Annotated in this window: 19 protein-coding genes and 1 pseudogene; 5 read left to right on the forward strand and 15 right to left on the reverse strand. The window is 70.3% G+C overall.

All coding sequences use genetic code 11. The annotated features are described in order from the left end of the window. Positions 1–6: 6 nt before the first annotated feature. Positions 7–1488: an aldehyde dehydrogenase family protein gene (locus tag ACZ7OI_RS41235; RefSeq protein WP_470269557.1), complete on the reverse strand. Its 1482-nt coding sequence runs from the start codon at positions 1486–1488 to the stop codon at positions 7–9. A gap of 183 nt (positions 1489–1671) precedes the next feature. On the opposite strand from ACZ7OI_RS41235, the gene ACZ7OI_RS41240 reads away from it, so the two are divergent. Continuing rightward, on the forward strand, positions 1672–2463 hold the full coding sequence (locus ACZ7OI_RS41240; RefSeq protein WP_063697846.1) for an IclR family transcriptional regulator: 792 nt from the start codon (positions 1672–1674) through the stop codon (positions 2461–2463). A 46-nt stretch (positions 2464–2509) separates the two neighbouring features. Here the strand turns inward: ACZ7OI_RS41240 and ACZ7OI_RS41245 are convergent, their stop codons facing one another. Genes ACZ7OI_RS41245 through ACZ7OI_RS41260 form a run of 4 tightly spaced genes read right to left on the reverse strand, consistent with a single transcriptional unit; the run spans position 2510 to position 6324 of the window. Further along, positions 2510–3742, reverse strand: coding sequence for an FAD-dependent oxidoreductase (locus ACZ7OI_RS41245; protein WP_470269558.1), 1233 nt, complete (start codon positions 3740–3742; stop codon positions 2510–2512). Positions 3743–3752: 10 nt separating this feature from the next. Next, a complete protein-coding gene (locus ACZ7OI_RS41250; RefSeq protein WP_470269559.1) occupies positions 3753–4355 on the reverse strand; it encodes a maleylpyruvate isomerase family mycothiol-dependent enzyme in 603 nt (200 codons plus the stop codon). Beyond that, positions 4355–5185, reverse strand: coding sequence for a fumarylacetoacetate hydrolase family protein (locus ACZ7OI_RS41255; protein ID WP_470269560.1), 831 nt, complete (start codon positions 5183–5185; stop codon positions 4355–4357). Before ACZ7OI_RS41255 ends, ACZ7OI_RS41250 begins: the two co-directional genes overlap by 1 nt. After that, positions 5182–6324, reverse strand: a complete 1143-nt coding sequence (locus ACZ7OI_RS41260; protein WP_470269561.1) for a cupin domain-containing protein — start codon at positions 6322–6324, stop codon at positions 5182–5184. The genes ACZ7OI_RS41255 and ACZ7OI_RS41260 overlap by 4 nt, the downstream gene beginning before the upstream one ends. A gap of 66 nt (positions 6325–6390) precedes the next feature. Between ACZ7OI_RS41260 and ACZ7OI_RS41265 the strand changes: the two genes are divergently transcribed. Beyond that, the gene (locus tag ACZ7OI_RS41265; RefSeq protein ID WP_470269562.1) at positions 6391–7149 is read left to right on the forward strand and encodes an IclR family transcriptional regulator; all 759 of its coding nucleotides are present in this window, start codon (positions 6391–6393) and stop codon (positions 7147–7149) included. A 3-nt stretch (positions 7150–7152) separates the two neighbouring features. Here ACZ7OI_RS41265 and ACZ7OI_RS41270 read toward each other — a convergent pair whose 3' ends face one another. The 4 genes from ACZ7OI_RS41270 to ACZ7OI_RS41285 form a co-directional block, all read right to left on the reverse strand. Next, positions 7153–7395, reverse strand: coding sequence for a hypothetical protein (locus ACZ7OI_RS41270; RefSeq protein WP_470269563.1), 243 nt, complete (start codon positions 7393–7395; stop codon positions 7153–7155). 147 nt (positions 7396–7542) lie between these two features. After that, a complete protein-coding gene (locus ACZ7OI_RS41275) occupies positions 7543–8718 on the reverse strand; it encodes an AI-2E family transporter (RefSeq protein WP_470269564.1) in 1176 nt (391 codons plus the stop codon). Between the two features lie 407 nt (positions 8719–9125). Continuing rightward, positions 9126–9287 carry a hypothetical protein gene (locus ACZ7OI_RS41280; RefSeq protein WP_470269565.1) on the reverse strand — a complete coding sequence of 54 codons (162 nt, stop codon included), beginning with the start codon at positions 9285–9287 and terminating at the stop codon, positions 9126–9128. A gap of 31 nt (positions 9288–9318) precedes the next feature. Beyond that, a complete protein-coding gene (locus ACZ7OI_RS41285) occupies positions 9319–10125 on the reverse strand; it encodes an alpha/beta fold hydrolase (RefSeq protein WP_470269566.1) in 807 nt (268 codons plus the stop codon). Between the two features lie 103 nt (positions 10126–10228). Between ACZ7OI_RS41285 and ACZ7OI_RS41290 the strand changes: the two genes are divergently transcribed. Together ACZ7OI_RS41290 and ACZ7OI_RS41295 are read left to right on the forward strand one after the other, a co-directional pair. Continuing rightward, positions 10229–11062, forward strand: a complete 834-nt coding sequence (locus ACZ7OI_RS41290; RefSeq protein ID WP_470269567.1) for a helix-turn-helix domain-containing protein — start codon at positions 10229–10231, stop codon at positions 11060–11062. Beyond that, positions 11029–11226: pseudogene (locus ACZ7OI_RS41295) on the forward strand (DUF6010 family protein); the annotation flags it as partial. The gene ACZ7OI_RS41290 and the pseudogene ACZ7OI_RS41295, both read left to right, overlap by 34 nt. Positions 11227–11409: 183 nt before the next feature. On the opposite strand, the gene ACZ7OI_RS41300 reads toward ACZ7OI_RS41295, so the two are convergent. Next, on the reverse strand, positions 11410–11922 hold the full coding sequence (locus ACZ7OI_RS41300) for a hypothetical protein (protein ID WP_470269582.1): 513 nt from the start codon (positions 11920–11922) through the stop codon (positions 11410–11412). Then, positions 11919–12068 (reverse strand): hypothetical protein, encoded by a 150-nt coding sequence (locus ACZ7OI_RS41305; protein WP_470269583.1) that lies wholly within the window; start codon positions 12066–12068, stop codon positions 11919–11921. Before ACZ7OI_RS41305 ends, ACZ7OI_RS41300 begins: the two co-directional genes overlap by 4 nt. Before the next feature lie 266 nt (positions 12069–12334). On the opposite strand from ACZ7OI_RS41305, the gene ACZ7OI_RS41310 reads away from it, so the two are divergent. Further along, on the forward strand, positions 12335–12568 hold the full coding sequence (locus ACZ7OI_RS41310; RefSeq protein WP_470269568.1) for an ACT domain-containing protein: 234 nt from the start codon (positions 12335–12337) through the stop codon (positions 12566–12568). Positions 12569–12812: 244 nt separating this feature from the next. Here the strand turns inward: ACZ7OI_RS41310 and ACZ7OI_RS41315 are convergent, their stop codons facing one another. The 4 genes from ACZ7OI_RS41315 to ACZ7OI_RS41330 form a co-directional block, all read right to left on the reverse strand. Next, positions 12813–13952 carry a CoA transferase gene (locus ACZ7OI_RS41315; protein ID WP_470269569.1) on the reverse strand — a complete coding sequence of 380 codons (1140 nt, stop codon included), beginning with the start codon at positions 13950–13952 and terminating at the stop codon, positions 12813–12815. A gap of 94 nt (positions 13953–14046) precedes the next feature. Then, complete coding sequence (locus ACZ7OI_RS41320; RefSeq protein WP_470269570.1) at positions 14047–15261, reverse strand: acetyl-CoA C-acetyltransferase; 1215 nt, start codon at positions 15259–15261, stop codon at positions 14047–14049. After that, on the reverse strand, positions 15254–16117 hold the full coding sequence (locus ACZ7OI_RS41325; protein ID WP_470269571.1) for an HTD2 family dehydratase: 864 nt from the start codon (positions 16115–16117) through the stop codon (positions 15254–15256). Before ACZ7OI_RS41325 ends, ACZ7OI_RS41320 begins: the two co-directional genes overlap by 8 nt. After that, positions 16114–16230, reverse strand: a complete 117-nt coding sequence (locus ACZ7OI_RS41330) for an SDR family oxidoreductase (protein WP_470269581.1) — start codon at positions 16228–16230, stop codon at positions 16114–16116. Before ACZ7OI_RS41330 ends, ACZ7OI_RS41325 begins: the two co-directional genes overlap by 4 nt. Between the last annotated feature and the right edge of the window lie 3 nt (positions 16231–16233).

The raw sequence follows: 16233 nt of genomic DNA on the forward strand, positions 1-16233 counted from the left end.
CGATGGTCAGAACATGACGTTGATGGATTTGGTTTCGGTGTAGCTGAGCAGTTCTTCGAGGCTTTCCTCGCGGCCGACGCCGGAGCCCTTGACACCGCCGAAGGGCACGTTCGGGAAATGCCGGGACGAGCCGTTGATCCAGACGAACCCGGCCTCGAACGCGCGGGCGACGCGGTGCGCACGCGTGACGTCGGCGGTCCAGACGCTCGCGGTCAGGCCGTAGTCGACGCTGTTGGCGATGCGGACCGCTTCCGTCTCGTCGGCGAACGGAATGACCGACAGCAGCGGCCCGAAGACCTCCTCGCGGGCGATCCGCATGTCCGGGCGCACGCCGGTGAACACCGTCGGGGCCACGAACAAGCCTTGCTCCACGCCCGCCGGACGGCCGCCGCCGGTCACGACCCGCGCGCCCTCCGCCACCGCGATGTCGATGTAGGACAACGACTTCTCGTACTGCGCCCGGTTGATCATGGTGCCCTGTTCGGTGCGCTCGTCGAACGGGTCGCCGATCCGGCGCGCCTCGATCAGCTCGACCACGCGGGCGACGAGCGCGTCGTGGACGTCCTGGTGCACGAGCAGCCGCGAGTTCGACCCGCAGGACTGCCCGGACCAGGTGAAGTTCATGCCGAACACCGCGCCGGCGGCCGCGGCTTCGAGGTCCGCGTCGGGGAACACCACCATCGCGTTCTTGCCGCCGAGTTCGAGGCTGACGTCCTTGACGCCGCTCTCGGCCGCCGCCCGCTGGATGGCGCGCCCAGTGGGTTCGGACCCGATGAACCCGATCCGCCGCACGTGGCGGTGCCGTACCAGCGCGTCCGGCACCGCGGGGCCGTCGCCGACCACCACCGAAAGGACGCCCGGCGGGAAGATGTCCTTCGCCAGCTCGGCCAGCCGCAGCGCGGACAGCGGCGCGGCCTCCGGCGGCTTCAGGATCGTCGGATTTCCCGCGACCAGTGGGGCGGCGATCTTGCCCGCGAACATCAGCGGATGGTTGTAAGGCACGATCCGCGCCACCACGCCGACCGGCTCTCGCGTGGTCACGTGCAGCGCCGTGCTGGCCGGGATTGTCGTGCCTTTGAGTTCCAGCGCCTGCCCGGCGAACATGCGCAGCTGCGCCACCGTCACGCCGACGTCGACGCGGGAGTTCGAGATCGGCGAACCGGCGTCCACCGTGTCGAGCAGGGCCAGTTCCTCGCCGTGGCGTTCAATCGCGTCGGCCAGCTCCGCGACCAGCTTCGCCCGCTCGACGGGCAGGGTGTCCCGCCAGGCCGCCCGGGCGTCGGCCGCCGCGCGTACTGCCTCGTCGACGTCGTCGGGTCCCGCGTCGGGAACTTCGGCGATCACCGTGCCGGTGTAGGGGGACACCCGGGAGAAGGTGCTGCCGGACCGCGCCGGGACGAGCTTGCCGTCGACGAGCAGGCGCCACTCGCGGTCGAGAAGTTCGGCGACCCGGGTCGGGATTTCCGGGCCGGAATGGGCTTCGAGCATCGTCGCTCCTGCGCTTCCTGAGTCCCGCGGGGACCTGGAGCCCCGCGTGCCGTCGGCTCATGCTAACCCCGCGACCCGGCGTGAAGTCTAGCCTGCGGACTCCAATTCTGTTCTCAAGAAACTTTGCCCACTGTTGTCCTTGAAAAACCCCATAAACGCCCTGGTCCAGATACGATGTCTGGCATGCAGACATCCGCTGCCGAAGCCGGTCCCGCGCGGCCCGCTCCCCAGTACCCGATCGAATCCGTGGACCGCGCGCTGCGGCTGCTCCGGATGTTCAGCGCCACCAGGGAACTGCGGCTGTCTGATGCGAGGGACGCCCTCGGGGTGGGGCAGTCGACCGCGCACCGGCTGATGGCGATGCTGGTCCACCACGGGTTCGTCGACCAGGATCCCGCCAGCCGCGTCTACCGCGCCGGCCCTGCCCTGGTCGAGATCGGGCTGTCGGTGGTGAACCAGATGGACCTGCGCGCGGTCGCGCGACCGGTGCTGCAGTGGCTGTCGGAGACCACCGGCGAGACTGTGCATCTCGGTTCCCTGGAAGGCAACCAGGTCCGCTTCCTCGACGTGATCGAGAGCGACCGGGCGCTGCGGGTGTCCGGCCGGGTCGGGCGCACCTTGCCCGCGCACGCGACGAGCCTGGGCAAAGCGATGCTCGCGCACCTGCCCGACGACCAGATCGCGCAGCGCTACCCGGACGACGTGCTCGGCCAGGTCACCACGAAGACCATGACGAGCCGCAGCGCGCTGCTGGCCGAGATCGAACGGATCCGGCGGCGCGGTTACGCGCTCAACGCGGGCGAAAGCGAGGACGGCGTCAGCTCGATCGGCTGCGCGGTCGCCCGTCCGGACGGCCCGCTGCTGGGCGGGCTGAGCGTCGCGGCGCCGACCGGGCGGATGACGAAAGCGCAGCGGGACGAACACGCGGTCGCGCTGGTAGAGGGCTGCCGCAGGCTGGCGGAAAAGCTGGTCTGAACGCGGAACCGGCGGTGAACGGGTTCGTTCACCGCCGGATCCGAGGTTAGCGGGTAGCAGTCAGATCGTCCGCTGTGGACAGTGGCACCGGCTCGAACATCGCCGGTTCGTCTTCGGGGAACAGGGCAGTCGGGCCGTACAGCCAGTCGGTGAAGGCGTAGTCGTCCGTCTCGCGGGCGCGCAGCAAGGTGTTGCGTTGTTCGCGCTCGACACCGTCCAGATGCCACAGGTCTCCCCAGGCACGGGCGGTCAGCACGACTCGGCGGCAATGTTCCGTCCGGACTGCCTCGTACGCGGCCAGCGCACCGTCCCAATCCGCGGTGCCCAACCGCTTCACGTGTTCGGCCAGGACCCAGCCGTCCTCGATGGCCATGATCGCGCCTTGGGCGAGGTACTGCAGGGGCGGGTGCGCGGCATCGCCGAGCAGGGCGAGTCGGCCGTCGACCCACGTCGAAATCGGGTCGCGGTCGTACATGCGCCACCACTTGTCCCGCCACATCCGCGGGATCCCGGCCCGCACCTCGTCGCAGGTGGCCGCGAAGGCGGTGTCCAGTTCGTCCGGCGTGCCCCAGTCGTCGAGTCCGGCCACGGCCTTCGGCGATTCGAAAACGGCTACCTGATTGAGCAAATCCCCGCCACGGAGTCCATAGTGGACGAAGTGGCAGCGCGGCCCGACGTACACGACGACCTCGGACAGATCGACCGGACGGCCGACCTCGGCGATCGGCACGGTGCCGCGGTAAGCGACATACGCAGAGGAGACCGGCTGGTCGTCCGCGAAATGCTTCCGAGCCGCGGAGTGCAGGCCGTCGGCCGCGATCACGACCGGTGCGGTGTGGACGGTGCCGTCGTCGGCCTCCGCAGTCGCGGGGTCGTGCGTGTACGACACGATCCGTTGCTCGGTAAGGAGTTCGACGCCCGCGTCGCGGCAAGCGTCGAGGAACAGTCGGTGGAGGTCGCTGCGGTGGATGACCAGGTACGGAAAGCCGTAGCGCCGTTCGAGGTCGCGCAGGTCGAGCGCGGTCAGGCCGCGGCCGTCGACGGCGTCGCGCATGACCATCCGGTCCGGGACGACGCCGCGCGCCTTCGCGGTGTCCAGCAGGCCGTAGGCGTCGAGGATCCGGGTGCAGTTGGGGGCGAGTTGGATTCCTGCGCCGACCTCGCCGAATTCCTTCGCCTGCTCCAGCACCCGGACCCGCAGGCCGAGCCGGGACAGGGCGAACGCGGTGCTCAGCCCGCCGATTCCGCCGCCGACGACGAGCACGTCAGGGGTGTCCATGGGGCTCTCCTCACAACCAAGGGCCGAGGTCCGGGACCCCGGTGAGCGAATGCGGACGGCCGGCGAGGTACGCCGCGACGTCGGGCAGCGGCCCGTCCGGCACCGCGTCGAGGCCGCGCTTCGCCTGGATCTCGGCGACGAGCGCGGACAGGAACGCCTCCGGCAGGTCGGCGAACGTCAGTCCGGTGCCGAGGTCGACCGCGTGCACGCACACCTCGCGCGCCCGCAGCCACGTGATCTCGGTGGCGGGAACCGTCCGGCCCTGTGCGGTGACCACCTCGGCTTGCCACTGCGACGGGGTCAACGACGCCATCCCGGATGCCAAGGAACGCGCCGAGCCCTGCAGCCACGACGTGAGCCGGGCTTCGGAGAGCTGGGAGCCCGCTTCGATGTCGGCGTTGCGCTGGTCCATCGAGGTGTACATCGGGGTGCGTTCGCCGGTCCGCGCCCACTGCACGAGGTTGCCGAGCGCGTCCGCGTTGGCCGCGACGTGCGCGGCGAGGTGCTTGCGAGTCCAGCCGGGCAGCGCGCTCGGCTGGGACAGTTCCGTCGCGTGGGACAGGAAAAGCTCGGTCCCGAACGAGACCCACTTCGGCGCATCGCCGGGTGCCATCAGGATTCCTTCACGATCTGGTTGACGCACGCGCCGATCCCGGAGACCTCGGTGACGACGGTTTCGCCTCCGGTGAGGTAGACCTTCGGATCGCGGGCGTGCCCGACTCCGGCGGGGGTCCCGGTCGCGATCAGGTCGCCCGGGTTGAGCTGGACGATCGTGGAGATGTACTGCACGAGGTGCACCGGGTCGAACAGCAGCGTGCCGGTGTTGTCGTGCTGCATGACGCGACCGTCCACAGTGGTCTTCACTTCGAGCGCGGGACGGACGCCGCCGACCTCGTCCGGCGTGACGACGTACGGGCCGACCGGCGTCGAGGACTGCCAGATCTTGCCCTGCGTCCACTCGATGGTGCGGAATTGCCAGTCGCGGACCGAGACGTCGTTCATGACGGTGAACCCGGCGATCGCCGCCGCGGCCTCGTCCTCGCCGGCGCGCCGGACGGTCTTGCCGACCACCACGACGAGTTCGACCTCCCAGTCGAGCGCGTCGGTCTCGGGCGGTTTGCCGATCGGGTCGGCCGGGCCGGTCAAGGTGTCGGCGAACTTGGGGAACAGCGTCGGGTACGCGGGGAGTTCTCGGCCCATTTCCTTGATGTGGTTGGTGTAGTTGTGCCCGACGCAGACCACTTTGGACGGATTCGGCACGACCGGGGCGAGGTCCGCGCCCTCGGCGGGCCAGGTCTCGCAGGTCGCCTGCGCGGCGTGCGCTTCCCAGCCGTCTTGGGCGAACAACGCGCCGAGGTCGGGGGAGCCGAGGTCGACGAGCACTTCGCCGTCGAGGCGGACGGCGCGCGTGCCGCCGTTGACGCGGAGGGTGGCGAGCTTCATCGGAGAGTCTCCTGACGGTCGAGATGGAGCGCCTCGAAGACGGGCGCGTCCGAGAAACGGAACAGGTCGAGGGCACCGGAATCGGAGTCCGTGGCACCGGCCTCCGACTTCACCGAGAACGGCTGCCACGACGGCACGACGAACAGGTCTCCGCGCGCGACCGCCCACGAGGTGTCGCCGACGGTCACCGTGCCGGAGCCGTCGAAGACCTGGCAGACCGACGAGCCGGTCTCGCGCACCGGCGCGGTCTCGGTGCCCCGGGCCACGCGGTGGAACTCGGCGCGGATGGTCGGGAGGACGTCGGAACCGTTGTGGGGATTGGAAAACCGGACAGCCGCGTGGCCCGGTTCGACCGTTCCGCCGTAGCCCTCTTGCTCCAGTTGGAGCTGGTCGCGCAAGGCAGCGTCGGTGTGCTCCCACTTGTATGCCAGCAGCGGCGAACCTGGCGCGAGAGTGCCGACCGACAGCGGCCGCAGACCCGGATGCGCCCACAGCCGTTCGGAGCGGGACCGCTCGGGTGTGGTCCGCTCCGCCTCGCTGATCGCTTCGCGGCCGAATTCGAAGAACTGCGCGTCGATGCCGTACTGGAACGGGATGTCGAGGCCGTCGAGCCAGGCCATCGGCTCGCGGGTGGCGTTGTGGTGGGCGTGCCAGTTCCAGCCCGCCTGCGGCAGGAAGTCGCCGCGGCGCATCGGGACCGCGTCGCCGCCGACGACCGTCCACACGCCCGATCCTTCGACGACGAACCGGAACGCGTTCTGCGTGTGCCGGTGCTCCGGCGCGTCCTCGCCGGGCATCAGGTACTGGATCGCGGCCCACAGCGTCGGGGTCGCGAACGGCCGCCCGCCGAGCCCCGGATTGGCGAGCGCGATCGCCCGCCGTTCCCCGCCGCGCCCGACCGGCACGATCTCGCCCGCCTGCTCGGCGAGCCGGACCAGGTTCGCCCACTGCCACCGGTGCGGCACCGCCCGCGAGAGCGGGCGGGCGGGCATCAGATCGCCGATCTCGGTCCACAACGGAACGAGCAGCTCCTGCTCGAAGCCGCGGTAGAGGTTCTCTAGGGCGGGCGTGACCGCGGGCTGGTCCGGTGCGTCGACCGCGGCGAGCTGAACGGGAGTTCGCGCTGGAGTGCTGGTCATGGGGTTATGGTGGGCGCATCCCGGTGTGCGGAAAATGGGATTCTGGTGTGCGGAAAGGCGGCCCGGATGGACAAACGGTTCAAGGCTCCGCCGCCTTATGCGGTGGCGAGCGTCGACAACGCCCTGCGAATCGCGGCGATGCTGCAGCTCGAAGGCCCGTTGACGGTCTCCGAGGTGGCCGAGCGGATCGGGGTCGCGCCCTCGACCGCGCACCGGCTGCTGGCGATGCTCGTGTACCGCGACTTCGCCGTCCAAGACGCCAACCGCGCCTATCGCGTAGGCCCGGTGCTGGAGCTCGCCGCGCACTCGCAGTCGGCCGCGTCCAAATTGCGCGCGGCGGCGCTTCCACACCTGCGCCGGCTGGTGGACCTGCTGGACGAGTCGGTGAACCTGACCGTCCGGACGGGGGACACGGCCCGGTTCATCGCGAGCGTGGAGTGCTCGCAGGCGTTGCGCGTCGGATCACGCGAAGGGATGGTTTTCCCGGTCCATCAGACGACGGCCGGCCTGCTGCTGCTCGCCGAACTGCCGCCGGAGCAGGTCGAGGAGCTCTACGCGGTGGACAAGCCCGGCGAACGACCGGACCCGGCCGAGCTGCGGGCGGACCTGGCGCGCGTGCGGCGCAGCGGTTTCGCGCTCAACCAGGGACGTTCGGAACGAGGAGTGGCCGCGGTCGGAGTCCCGGTGCACGGCGCGGACGGGACGGTCGTCGCCGGGTTGTCGGTGTCGATGCCGAGCGTGCGCTACCAGAAGGATCGGCTGCCGGCGCTGGTGTCGGCGCTGCGCGCGACGGCTGCGGCGCTGGAAGCGGATCTGCGCGGCTAAGGCCTATTCGAGTGCCGCCGCGAAAGCCGCGTGCACGTTGAGGAATTGCTGCACCGGCAGCTCGGCCGCGATCCCGGGGCGTTGCGGGGCCAGCCTTTTGGCCGCCCAAGCACTCCAGCGCACGTGCGCCTCGGCGACGCTCAGGTGGGCCGCTTCGGCGGCATGGCGCGCGTTCACGCCGTCCAGAATCGCTTGGTGCATCAGCGCGGGCGTCGAACGTTGTTCCCACGCACGCAAGGACGCCATCGAAGAAAGCCGATGCAGCGTCGAGGACACAGTCGGCGGTGCTGAGCGGGGTAGCGGGAACCCTCGTTCGAGTGGTCCCCTCCGCGGCGACGCGCCGTCGGCGTTGTCAGTGATCAAGCTCGTCATCAGAGTCCCTCCGACGTGCGGTTACCCGCGTCTGGGCGGGCGAAACCTTGATCGTCGCGCGGTGCGGGCGTTGGCAGGCAGGAGCGGGTCGATGTCGCCCGGATCCAGGTGCGGATCGCGCAGCAGGGAACCGATCGCGGCCTTCGCCACGGCCAGGATCGGCACCGCGAGCAGCGCCCCGACGATCCCGGCGATCTCCAGGCCGAGCGCGATGCCCAGCACGACGGCCAGCGGATGCAGCCGGACCGCGCGCCCGAGCAGCAACGGCTGCAGCACATGGCTTTCCAGCTGCATCACCGCGACGACGACCGCGAGCACGATGCCCGCCGCGACGAATCCGTCGGCGACCAGGGCGATCAGCACCGCGACCGCGCCGGTCACCACCGCGCCGATGATCGGCACGAACGCGCCGATGAAGATCAGCGCCGCCAGCGGCACCGCGAGCGGAACCCCGACCAGCCAGATCCCGACCCCGATGCAGACAGCGTCCACGCAGGCCACCGCCACAGTCGCGCGCACGTAGCTGACCAGCGAGGCGAACCCGCGCCGCCCGGCGACGTCGATCTCGTCGCGCAGGGAGACGGGCACGATCCGCAGCAGGAAGTGCCAGACCTGATTGCCGCTGTACAGAAAGAAAACGAGCACGAACAGCGTCAGCAGCATCTCGGTCAGCACGCCGCCGACAGTCGCGGCGGTGGAGAGCACCCGCGTGGTGAGCTCGGCGGTGTTGCCCTGGATCGCGTTGACCGCCTTGTCGAGGAGCTGCTGCAGCTGAGGCAGATGCAGCGGGCCGTGCTGCAGCCAGTTGTTGATGCGCGCGAGACTGGCTCCGACCTGGCTGCCCAGCTGCGGCAGGCTCGCGGTGACCGTGGTGATCACCAGCGTGAGAACCCCGCCGAGGACGGCGAGCCCGACGACGATCGCGACAAGCGTCGCCAGCGCGCGGGGCAGGTGCCAGCGCACCAGCCGCTCCACCAGCGGCGCGAACAACGCCGACAGGAGCAGCGCGATCCCGATCGGAACGGTGACGCTCGCGAGGTACCCGAGCGTCCACGCGACGACGCCGAGCACCGTCAGCACGACGAGAAACCGCCAGCTGGCCGCCGCCGCGACCCGCAGCGACCACGGCACCACGTCGGCGGCTTCCCGGCGCCGATGACGGTTCGCGCCCGCGATCCGGCGGGCTGGGATGCTCATCTCGCCGCTGCCTTGGCGTTGGCCGACAACGGCCTCGCGACCGCTCGCTCAGCCTGGATCCCCGCGATCATCGTGGCCGCGCCCAGGCAGTAGCCGAGGGCGACATTGCCGACCACACGGCACCCAGGCCGGTCAGCCGATGCCGCGCCAGCCGGTCCGTCCTCGAATCGGTTCGCATCACGTCGATCACCTCGCGCCGCGAATTCCCGGCGGAGATCGCTCGCAAACGGCGCGACGCGAACCACGGGCACAAGGATCGCCACCGCGCCGAGCCAGTGTGCGCGACGCCCCGCCCGAAGTTGTCCGGCGTCGGGCCGCGGACGGCGGTAAACCTGGCGAGGTTCCGCCCGCCCGGCCCGGCGCCGAACGGTCTGTCCATTGTGGATCTTCTGAGCCGCCTTGCGGGGCTAATGCCCGGCCAGGACCCGTTCCGCGATCGCGACCATGGCCTCGGTCAGCAGCGCCATCTCGTCCCGCATTGATCGCTCCGGTTCCGCCTGCCACGCGACGAAAGCCCCGCCGAATCCGGCGATGCCGAAGTACTCCGGCCGCGCCGCCCATCGACGCACAGCTGGTCGATCCGATGCCGAGCGGCCATCGTCACCCGACCCGTTCCCGCGGGCCCGCACCCTCCGGGGACCAGGCCAGTGCGGCGTCCCGGAGCAGCTCCGCGAGGTCGTCCGGTGCTTCCAGCGGCACGAGGTGGCCGCTGCCGGGGACGACGGTCACGCTCGCCCGCGCCAGGTAGGGCAGCAAGTTCCCGCGCAGCACCCCGATCGGTTCCACCTGGTCGTGCTCGCCCGCGACGACCAGGACGGGGACGTCGATGGCCCGGGTCGCGCCAGTGATGTCCTCGGCGATTCCGCGCAGGGGCCATTCGAGGCGGGCTTCGTCGCGGCAGGCGCGGGAATCCGCGAGAATCTGGGTCCTCGCCTCGTCGTTCAGCGCGGCGGCGGTGAGGACGGTGTCGCGGGCGGTCGCGACCGACTCGTCGGAGTCGTAGGCGTGCGACAATCCTTCCCGGTATTCGGGCGTCGCCGTCGAGGCGGGTTTGGCCGGTCCGGGCGCGACGAGGACGAGACCAGCGAGCCCCGCCGGACGCGTGGACGCCACCAACTGGGCGACTTTGCCGCCCATGGAATGCCCGACCAGGATGTAGTCGGTCACCCCCGCGTCGGCGAGCACTGCCCGCGTATCGTCCGCGTGCTGCTGGAGTGTGAAGGGGCCGGGCAGCTCCCGCGAACGTCCCCACCCCCGCAGGTCGACGGTCACCGCGGCCTGTCCTGGCAGCCGATCGAGGACCGGCCGCCAGGTGCGCGCCGAGCCGCCCCAGTAGTGAAGAAATACCAGCACCGGTCCGTCGCCCGGCCGATGGTCGTATGCCGGAAGCTGGGTCGAAACAGCCATGAGAATGCTCCTTTTCACCCGTTCTGCTCATCATCGAGTCAACCGGCCGCACTGTGCGGACGCATCGTCGTGACCGGACAGGGCATGGTGAAAAATGGACAGCATGACCGGGATTCGCCAGCTCGCCTACCAGCCGCCGCAGGAGTCCGGCGCGCCCGTCGAGACGATGTCGTTCGCGAAGCTGCGACGGCTCGACCGCGGCACGACCGAACGCGGCGACTTTCACGTGCTCGCGGTGGTCCGGCGCGGGCACGGCCGGGTGTCGATCGACTTCGCCGGCCACCCGCTCGCGGCCCGCAGCGTGGTGTGGATCCGGCCCGGCACAGTGCACCGCTGGGACGACCTCGGCGACCTCGCCGGAGACGTCGTGCTGTTCGTGCCCACCGCGCCGGCCACCCCCGGCAGCCACGCTTTGGCAGCCGACCCGAGCGCGTCGGCGTGCTGGACCGTCTCCGTCGCGCAGTGGCCGCTGGTCACCACCGCGCTCGCGCATCTGCGCGGCGAGGCAGGTGCGGCACCGCAGCCGCGGACCGGCGAACTGCTCGGCCTGGTGCTGTCCGCGCTGCTGCTACGGCTCGCGCCACCGTCCTCCGGCGGCGACGCCGGGCAAGATCTGTTCCACCGGTTCCGCACTGCGGTCGAAGAGGATTTCCGGGTCTGCCACGACGTCGCGCACTACGCCCGCAAGCTCGGGTACTCCCCGCGAACGCTGACGCGCGCCGTCCAAGCCGCGACGGGCCGCAGCTGCAAGGACTACTTGTCCGAGCGGTTGGTCCTGGAGGCCAAACGGCTGCTCGCGCACGACGGGCTCAGCGCGGCCCGCTGCGGGCATCGGCTGGGTTTCCCCGACGCGTCGAACTTCTCCGCGTTCTTCCTGCACCACACCGGCGTCCGCCCCGGACGATGGCAGTCCGGGAATCTGGCCGGACGCGGCTAGCGCCGCTCGTTATCGTCGGTGTCGCCTACGTACTGCTCGATTCATTCCTCGCCGAGCCGCAGCGCCGTCGTTTCACCGCGATCATGGTCGCGGGCGTCGGCGCCGCCTACGTCGGCAGCGGCGCGTTCGGTCCGTGGAAGCGGGCGTTCACTGCCGCGGTCACCTTCTGCGCCTACCTGGTCCGCGAAGGGTGCCCGGACGAAACCCGTCTCTGTGCGAGCTTGAGGCCGTCCCGCCGAGCGGGGCCGGGCGCGCGGAGTGCGATGCGGGCACCTCGGTTGCTGCGACGATTCGCCGCCGAACCGGGCGGACCTGGCAGACGGCGCATAACACCCCGTCTGCGGGGCTTAGTGCGAAACGAGGCTCGCGACCGCCCAGGTAACGCACGCGACTCCGGCTATCTCCAGAAGTATCGCGACGAGCAATGTCCGCGCGGTGCTGATGTTGATCGCTCGCGAGTTTTGCAGAACAGTGAGCCTGGTTTTGGCGACTTCCCTTTCCGCGTAGACCGCCGGCGCGTTCCAGTATTGGTCCTCGGCGATCAGCGGGGTGAGGTTTTTCAGCGCGATCGCGTCGCTTCTCCGGGGAGCGTTCGTGAAGATCCCGGCGGCCGCGGCAAGCACCAGCAGCGCGGCCGCCAGGTACAGCGGCAGCCTGACCCCGTTCGGGAGGGTGAAGTTCTGGGCTTTCGTCGACAGGGCGGAGAGGCCGAAAAGCAGCGTGACGAGAGTTCCGGAAGAGCTGATCACCGCGAGTCCTCTGACCTGCAGGGAACTGGCGTTGGTGCGAGCGTTGTCGATCTCCTTGTCTATCAGGCTCGCGATGACGTGCCCGGAGATCGTTTCGGCCGCGGTTGTCATTTGTCGCGCTCTTCTGCCGGGTCAGGGTTGATGCTCCCGTCGAGGACTTTCTCGGTGCCGATTTTCGGGTAGGCGAACTCCGACGGAAGGGACGGCGGCACGGCCGGTACGGGCGGGATGGTCTCTTTGCGGTCGTCGTCGGACACGGCGTCCTCCAGGGTTCGGCAGCGCCGGATGGTGTGGTGGTGAGTCGCTGTGCGAAGTCGGTTCGTTACCAGACCGCCGCTCCGCGAAAGCGACCTCGTGCGACAACGCTGCACCTCAGCGGTTTCGGTGTGCGACGATGCGCTGATGTCGGTCGCGGATCATCAGACACTGCGCATGCTGGAAGGTCGATACGTCCTGGAGCGCGACGCCGGACGTGGACGGCGAAGTCCTCGCGATCGTGCGCGGCCCGGACGGCGGAGCTCGCATGCGACGCCAGGACTCGGCGGACGACGCGTGGGCAGCCCTCTGGAACGGCGACGAGGCGCACCCTCCGGACGCGACGGGCATGCTGGCCGCGATCGTGGCCCCGCTCGCGGCGGGCAACGTCCCGGCCTGGGTCGCGGCGAGCTTCGACGGCGACCTCGTGCTCGTTCCCGCCGCTCAGTTAGAGGCGGCCACCGAGTTGCTGCGTCGGGCCGGGCACCGGGTGGTCGGCTGAGGAACGGCATATCCGGTCCGGTTCGCCGGATTCGGTGCCGCCCGGTCGAGGCGGGGGAGTTCGGCTCGTACCGGGCCGTCTGGCCTGGGGTGACCGTGCGCGCTGTACGTGCCGGTGCTGGCAACGGGCTCGCGAATGGCGGGGCCGGTTACCGGAGTGGCTCGGCGATGCTGTCGGCAGGTGCCGTCGTCCCCGAATCGCCGCTTCGGAGATCCGAATCGAGTCCCGCCGCAAGAAGGGCTGGCTACGCGCGCAGCACGTCGTCGTTGTCCTGCCCCACCTCCGGAGCAGGCCGCGGCCCGAGCCGAGCCCCGTCCACCTGAATCGGCGACTTCGGCGCCCAATGCGCCCCCGCGCCCGGCTGGTCGATTTCCCCGAACAACTCCAGCTTCCTCAACGCGGTGCCACCGTCCCGGCCGAGTTCGGCGAAACTGCGGTAGCGCTCCCACAGAATCCGGTGCCGGGTAAGCACTTCCGCCATGTCCGCGTACGACGTCTGCCCGAACCACCGCGCCAGCAGCGGCGAGATCACGTCTCGATGCCGGTACCGGTCGGACTCGGTGGCGAACGAGATCCCCAGCGCCTTGCCCAGTCCGGCGAACGCTTCAGCGAGCCCGGTGGCGGCGAGCATCTTGTCCCAGTGCCGTTCGGTGAGCAGCACGATCATCACCCGGACACCGTCGGCGGTCTCGAAATCGTCGCCGTAGGTACCGTAGATCTCGTTGCCGGACTTGGTCCGCGAATGGTCAGTGAGCTGTGCTTCGGCGAGATACCCGAGGTTCCCGGCGGTGGCGAGCGCGACGTCCTCCAGCGCGACCCGGATCGACCGGCCCTCTCCGGTGAGCTGACGGTGCCGTTCGGCGGCCAGCAGCCCGACCGCGAGGTACAGCCCGGCACAGACGTCCCACGCGGGCAACACGTGGTTGACCGGTGCGGAACCCGTGCCAGTGAGCAGAGGGAAACCGGCGGCCGCCTGGACTGTGTAGTCCACCGCGGCACCGCCGTCGGGTCGGCCGGTCAGCAGCACGTGGATGAGGTCCGGACGTCGCGCGCTCAGAGCCTCGTATCCGAGGTCCGCATGCCGTGACGTGTTCGTCACGACCACGCACGGGCCGCCGTCGACGATCAGCTCGGCAACGCGACGACGGTCCACTTCGGACTCCAGGTCGACGGCGACGGCACGTTTTCCCTTGTTCAGCCCGGACCAGTAGAGGCTCGTTCCGGTGTCGGACAAGGGCCAGCGCGTGCGGTCGGCGGCGCCTCCGAGCGGTTCGACCCGCACGACGTCCGCGCCGAGTTGGGCGAGAGTGAGCCCGCAGAGCGGGGTCGCGACGTAGGCGGACAGTTCGACGACCCGCAGCCCGGCCAGCAGTGCGGGGTTCATTCGCCGTGCACCGGGGAGAAGCCGGTCATCAGGCCACGACCAACAACGTGTCGGCCACATCCGCCGCGCTTTCCCGCCCTACTGCATAGGTCGGTCACTCCGACACCCGCTCGAACACCGCGGCCAGACCCTGCCCGCCGCCGATGCACATCGTCTCCAGCCCGTAGCGGGCTTCGCGGCGGTGCATTTCCCGCGCCATGGTGGCGAGGATGCGGGTGCCGGTCGCGCCGACCGGGTGGCCCAGCGAGATTCCGGAGCCGTGCACGTTGAGCCGGTCGAAGTCTTTCTCTCCGAAGCCCCATTCGCGGGTGCAGGCCAGGGCCTGCGCGGCGAACGCCTCGTTGAGTTCGATGAGGTCGATGTCGGAGATCTTCAACTCGGCGCGGTCCAGCGCGAGCGCGGAGGCGGGCACGGGACCGATGCCCATCACCTTCGGTTCGACCCCGGCAACGCCGTGGGAGACCAGCCGGACGAGCGGGCGCAGGCCCAGTTCGGCGGCGCGTTCTCGGGTGGTCACGATGCAGACCGCGGCGGCGTCGTTCTGGCCGCTCGCGTTGCCCGCGGTGACCGTCGCCTCCGGATCCTGCTTGCCCAGCACCGGGCGCAGCTTGGCGAGCGTTTCGACGGTGGTGTCGGGACGCGGGTGCTCGTCGGTGTCCACGACGACGGTGCCCTTCCGCGTTTCCACCGGCACCGGGATGATCTCCTCGGCGAACACCCCGGCCTGCTGCGCGGCGACGGCCCGCTGGTGCGACCGAGCGGCGAGCCGGTCTTGTTCTTCACGGGTGATGCCGTACTGCCGCCGCAAGTTCTCAGCCGTCTCCAGCATCCCGCCGGGCACCGGGTAGTTCTTGCCGCCCGGAGTCTGGCGGCCGCGGGTGAGCGAGTCGTGCAGGTGGACGCCCGCGCCTCCCGCTCCCCAGCGGAGGTCGTTGGCGTAGAAGACGGTGTTGGACATGCTTTCCGCGCCGCCCGCGACGATCAGGTCGCTCGCGCCCGCCTGCACCTGCAGCGCGGCAAGCAGCACCGACTGCAGGCCGGAACCGCAGCGGCGGTCGACCTGCATGCCGGGGACAGTGACCGGCAGGCCTGCGTCGAGCGCGACGACGCGGCCGATCGCCGGGGCTTCGGCGCTGGGGTAGCAGTGGCCGAGGATCACGTCGTCGATCGCGTCGGCGGGCAGGCCGGTGCGCTCGATCAGGCCCTTGAGCGCGACGGTGCCGAGGTCGGCGGCAGGCACGCTCTTGAGCGAACCGCCGAAGCGGCCGATCGGGGTGCGGACAGGTTCGCAGATGACGGCGTCACGCATGGGGAGTGCCTTCCTCGTGATAGTCGGCGTCGAGGCTGGTGCGCGGTCCGGCAGCCCCGGTGAGGGTCAGGGTCGCGCCGCCGGGACGGGGCTCGGTGCGCAGTTGCGCGGGCTGGCCGCAGAACAACGGGGCCAGGTTGCGGTGCGCCAGCCGGGTCACGCGCGCGCTGGGGGAGTCCAGGCGCAGCACTTCGGCCAGCGCGAGGGACATCAACGGCCCGTGTACGACCAGGCCGGGATAGCCCTCGACCCGGGTCGCGTACGGCCAGTCGTAGTGGATGCGGTGCGCGTTCGCGGTGGCCGCGGAGAAGCGCATCAGCAGGGTGGGGTCGGTGGCGAAGTCCCAGCCGTCTTCGCTGCGGCGGAACGGGGAACCCGCCAGGTCAGCGGGTTCGATCGGGGCTTCGGACTTGGTCGTGCTCGCTTCGCGGTAGACGATGTCCTGGCGCTCCTCGATGAGCGGCGATCCGTCCACATCGGACAACACGGTGCGCACGACGACGATCACCAGCTTCCCGGAGCGGCCGGATTTCTCCGTCACGGAGTCCACTATGGATCGCCGGGTGACGGTTTCGCCGATCTTCGGCGGGCGATGCGGCAGGACCTCGCCTCCGGCGAACATCCGCTGCGGCAGGTCGATCGGCGGCAGGAATGTGCCGCGCGCCGGGTGCCCGTCGGGCCCGAGTCCGGAGGAGACCGGCCAGCGGGGGAGCGCGACCCAGTGCCACAGCGGCGGCAGGTCGTCGCCCGGCCGGGGTGCGGGGAGTCCGTTGTCGAAGAGCGCGGCCAGGGCCGCGACCGGGGCCGGGTCGACCAGCTCCGCGGTGGTGACGGCGTGCGGTTCCCAGCCGGTCACATGAACCGTCCGCCGGTCACTTCGAGCACCGTGCCGGTCATGTACGACGACAGATCGGACGCGAGGAACAGGGCCACCGAAGCGATTTCGCCGACCTCGCCCGCCCGGCGCATCGG

Source organism: Amycolatopsis sp. NPDC114503, from assembly GCF_055633655.1.

Excerpts from the sequence above, each read along its gene's own strand:
- ACZ7OI_RS41235 (WP_470269557.1), bottom strand. The coding sequence starts at position 1,488 with ATGCTCGAAGCCCATTCCGGCCCGGAAATCCCGACCCGGGTCGCCGAA.
- ACZ7OI_RS41240 (WP_063697846.1), top strand. The coding sequence starts at position 1,672 with ATGCAGACATCCGCTGCCGAAGCCGGTCCCGCGCGGCCCGCTCCCCAG.
- ACZ7OI_RS41245 (WP_470269558.1), bottom strand. The coding sequence starts at position 3,742 with ATGGACACCCCTGACGTGCTCGTCGTCGGCGGCGGAATCGGCGGGCTG.
- ACZ7OI_RS41250 (WP_470269559.1), bottom strand. The coding sequence starts at position 4,355 with ATGGCACCCGGCGATGCGCCGAAGTGGGTCTCGTTCGGGACCGAGCTT.
- ACZ7OI_RS41255 (WP_470269560.1), bottom strand. The coding sequence starts at position 5,185 with ATGAAGCTCGCCACCCTCCGCGTCAACGGCGGCACGCGCGCCGTCCGC.
- ACZ7OI_RS41260 (WP_470269561.1), bottom strand. The coding sequence starts at position 6,324 with ATGACCAGCACTCCAGCGCGAACTCCCGTTCAGCTCGCCGCGGTCGAC.
- ACZ7OI_RS41265 (WP_470269562.1), top strand. The coding sequence starts at position 6,391 with ATGGACAAACGGTTCAAGGCTCCGCCGCCTTATGCGGTGGCGAGCGTC.
- ACZ7OI_RS41270 (WP_470269563.1), bottom strand. The coding sequence starts at position 7,395 with ATGGCGTCCTTGCGTGCGTGGGAACAACGTTCGACGCCCGCGCTGATG.
- ACZ7OI_RS41275 (WP_470269564.1), bottom strand. The coding sequence starts at position 8,718 with ATGAGCATCCCAGCCCGCCGGATCGCGGGCGCGAACCGTCATCGGCGC.
- ACZ7OI_RS41285 (WP_470269566.1), bottom strand. The coding sequence starts at position 10,125 with ATGGCTGTTTCGACCCAGCTTCCGGCATACGACCATCGGCCGGGCGAC.
- ACZ7OI_RS41290 (WP_470269567.1), top strand. The coding sequence starts at position 10,229 with ATGACCGGGATTCGCCAGCTCGCCTACCAGCCGCCGCAGGAGTCCGGC.
- ACZ7OI_RS41300 (WP_470269582.1), bottom strand. The coding sequence starts at position 11,922 with ATGACAACCGCGGCCGAAACGATCTCCGGGCACGTCATCGCGAGCCTG.
- ACZ7OI_RS41310 (WP_470269568.1), top strand. The coding sequence starts at position 12,335 with ATGCGACGCCAGGACTCGGCGGACGACGCGTGGGCAGCCCTCTGGAAC.
- ACZ7OI_RS41315 (WP_470269569.1), bottom strand. The coding sequence starts at position 13,952 with ATGAACCCCGCACTGCTGGCCGGGCTGCGGGTCGTCGAACTGTCCGCC.
- ACZ7OI_RS41320 (WP_470269570.1), bottom strand. The coding sequence starts at position 15,261 with ATGCGTGACGCCGTCATCTGCGAACCTGTCCGCACCCCGATCGGCCGC.
- ACZ7OI_RS41330 (WP_470269581.1), bottom strand. The coding sequence starts at position 16,230 with ATGCGCCGGGCGGGCGAGGTCGGCGAAATCGCTTCGGTGGCCCTGTTC.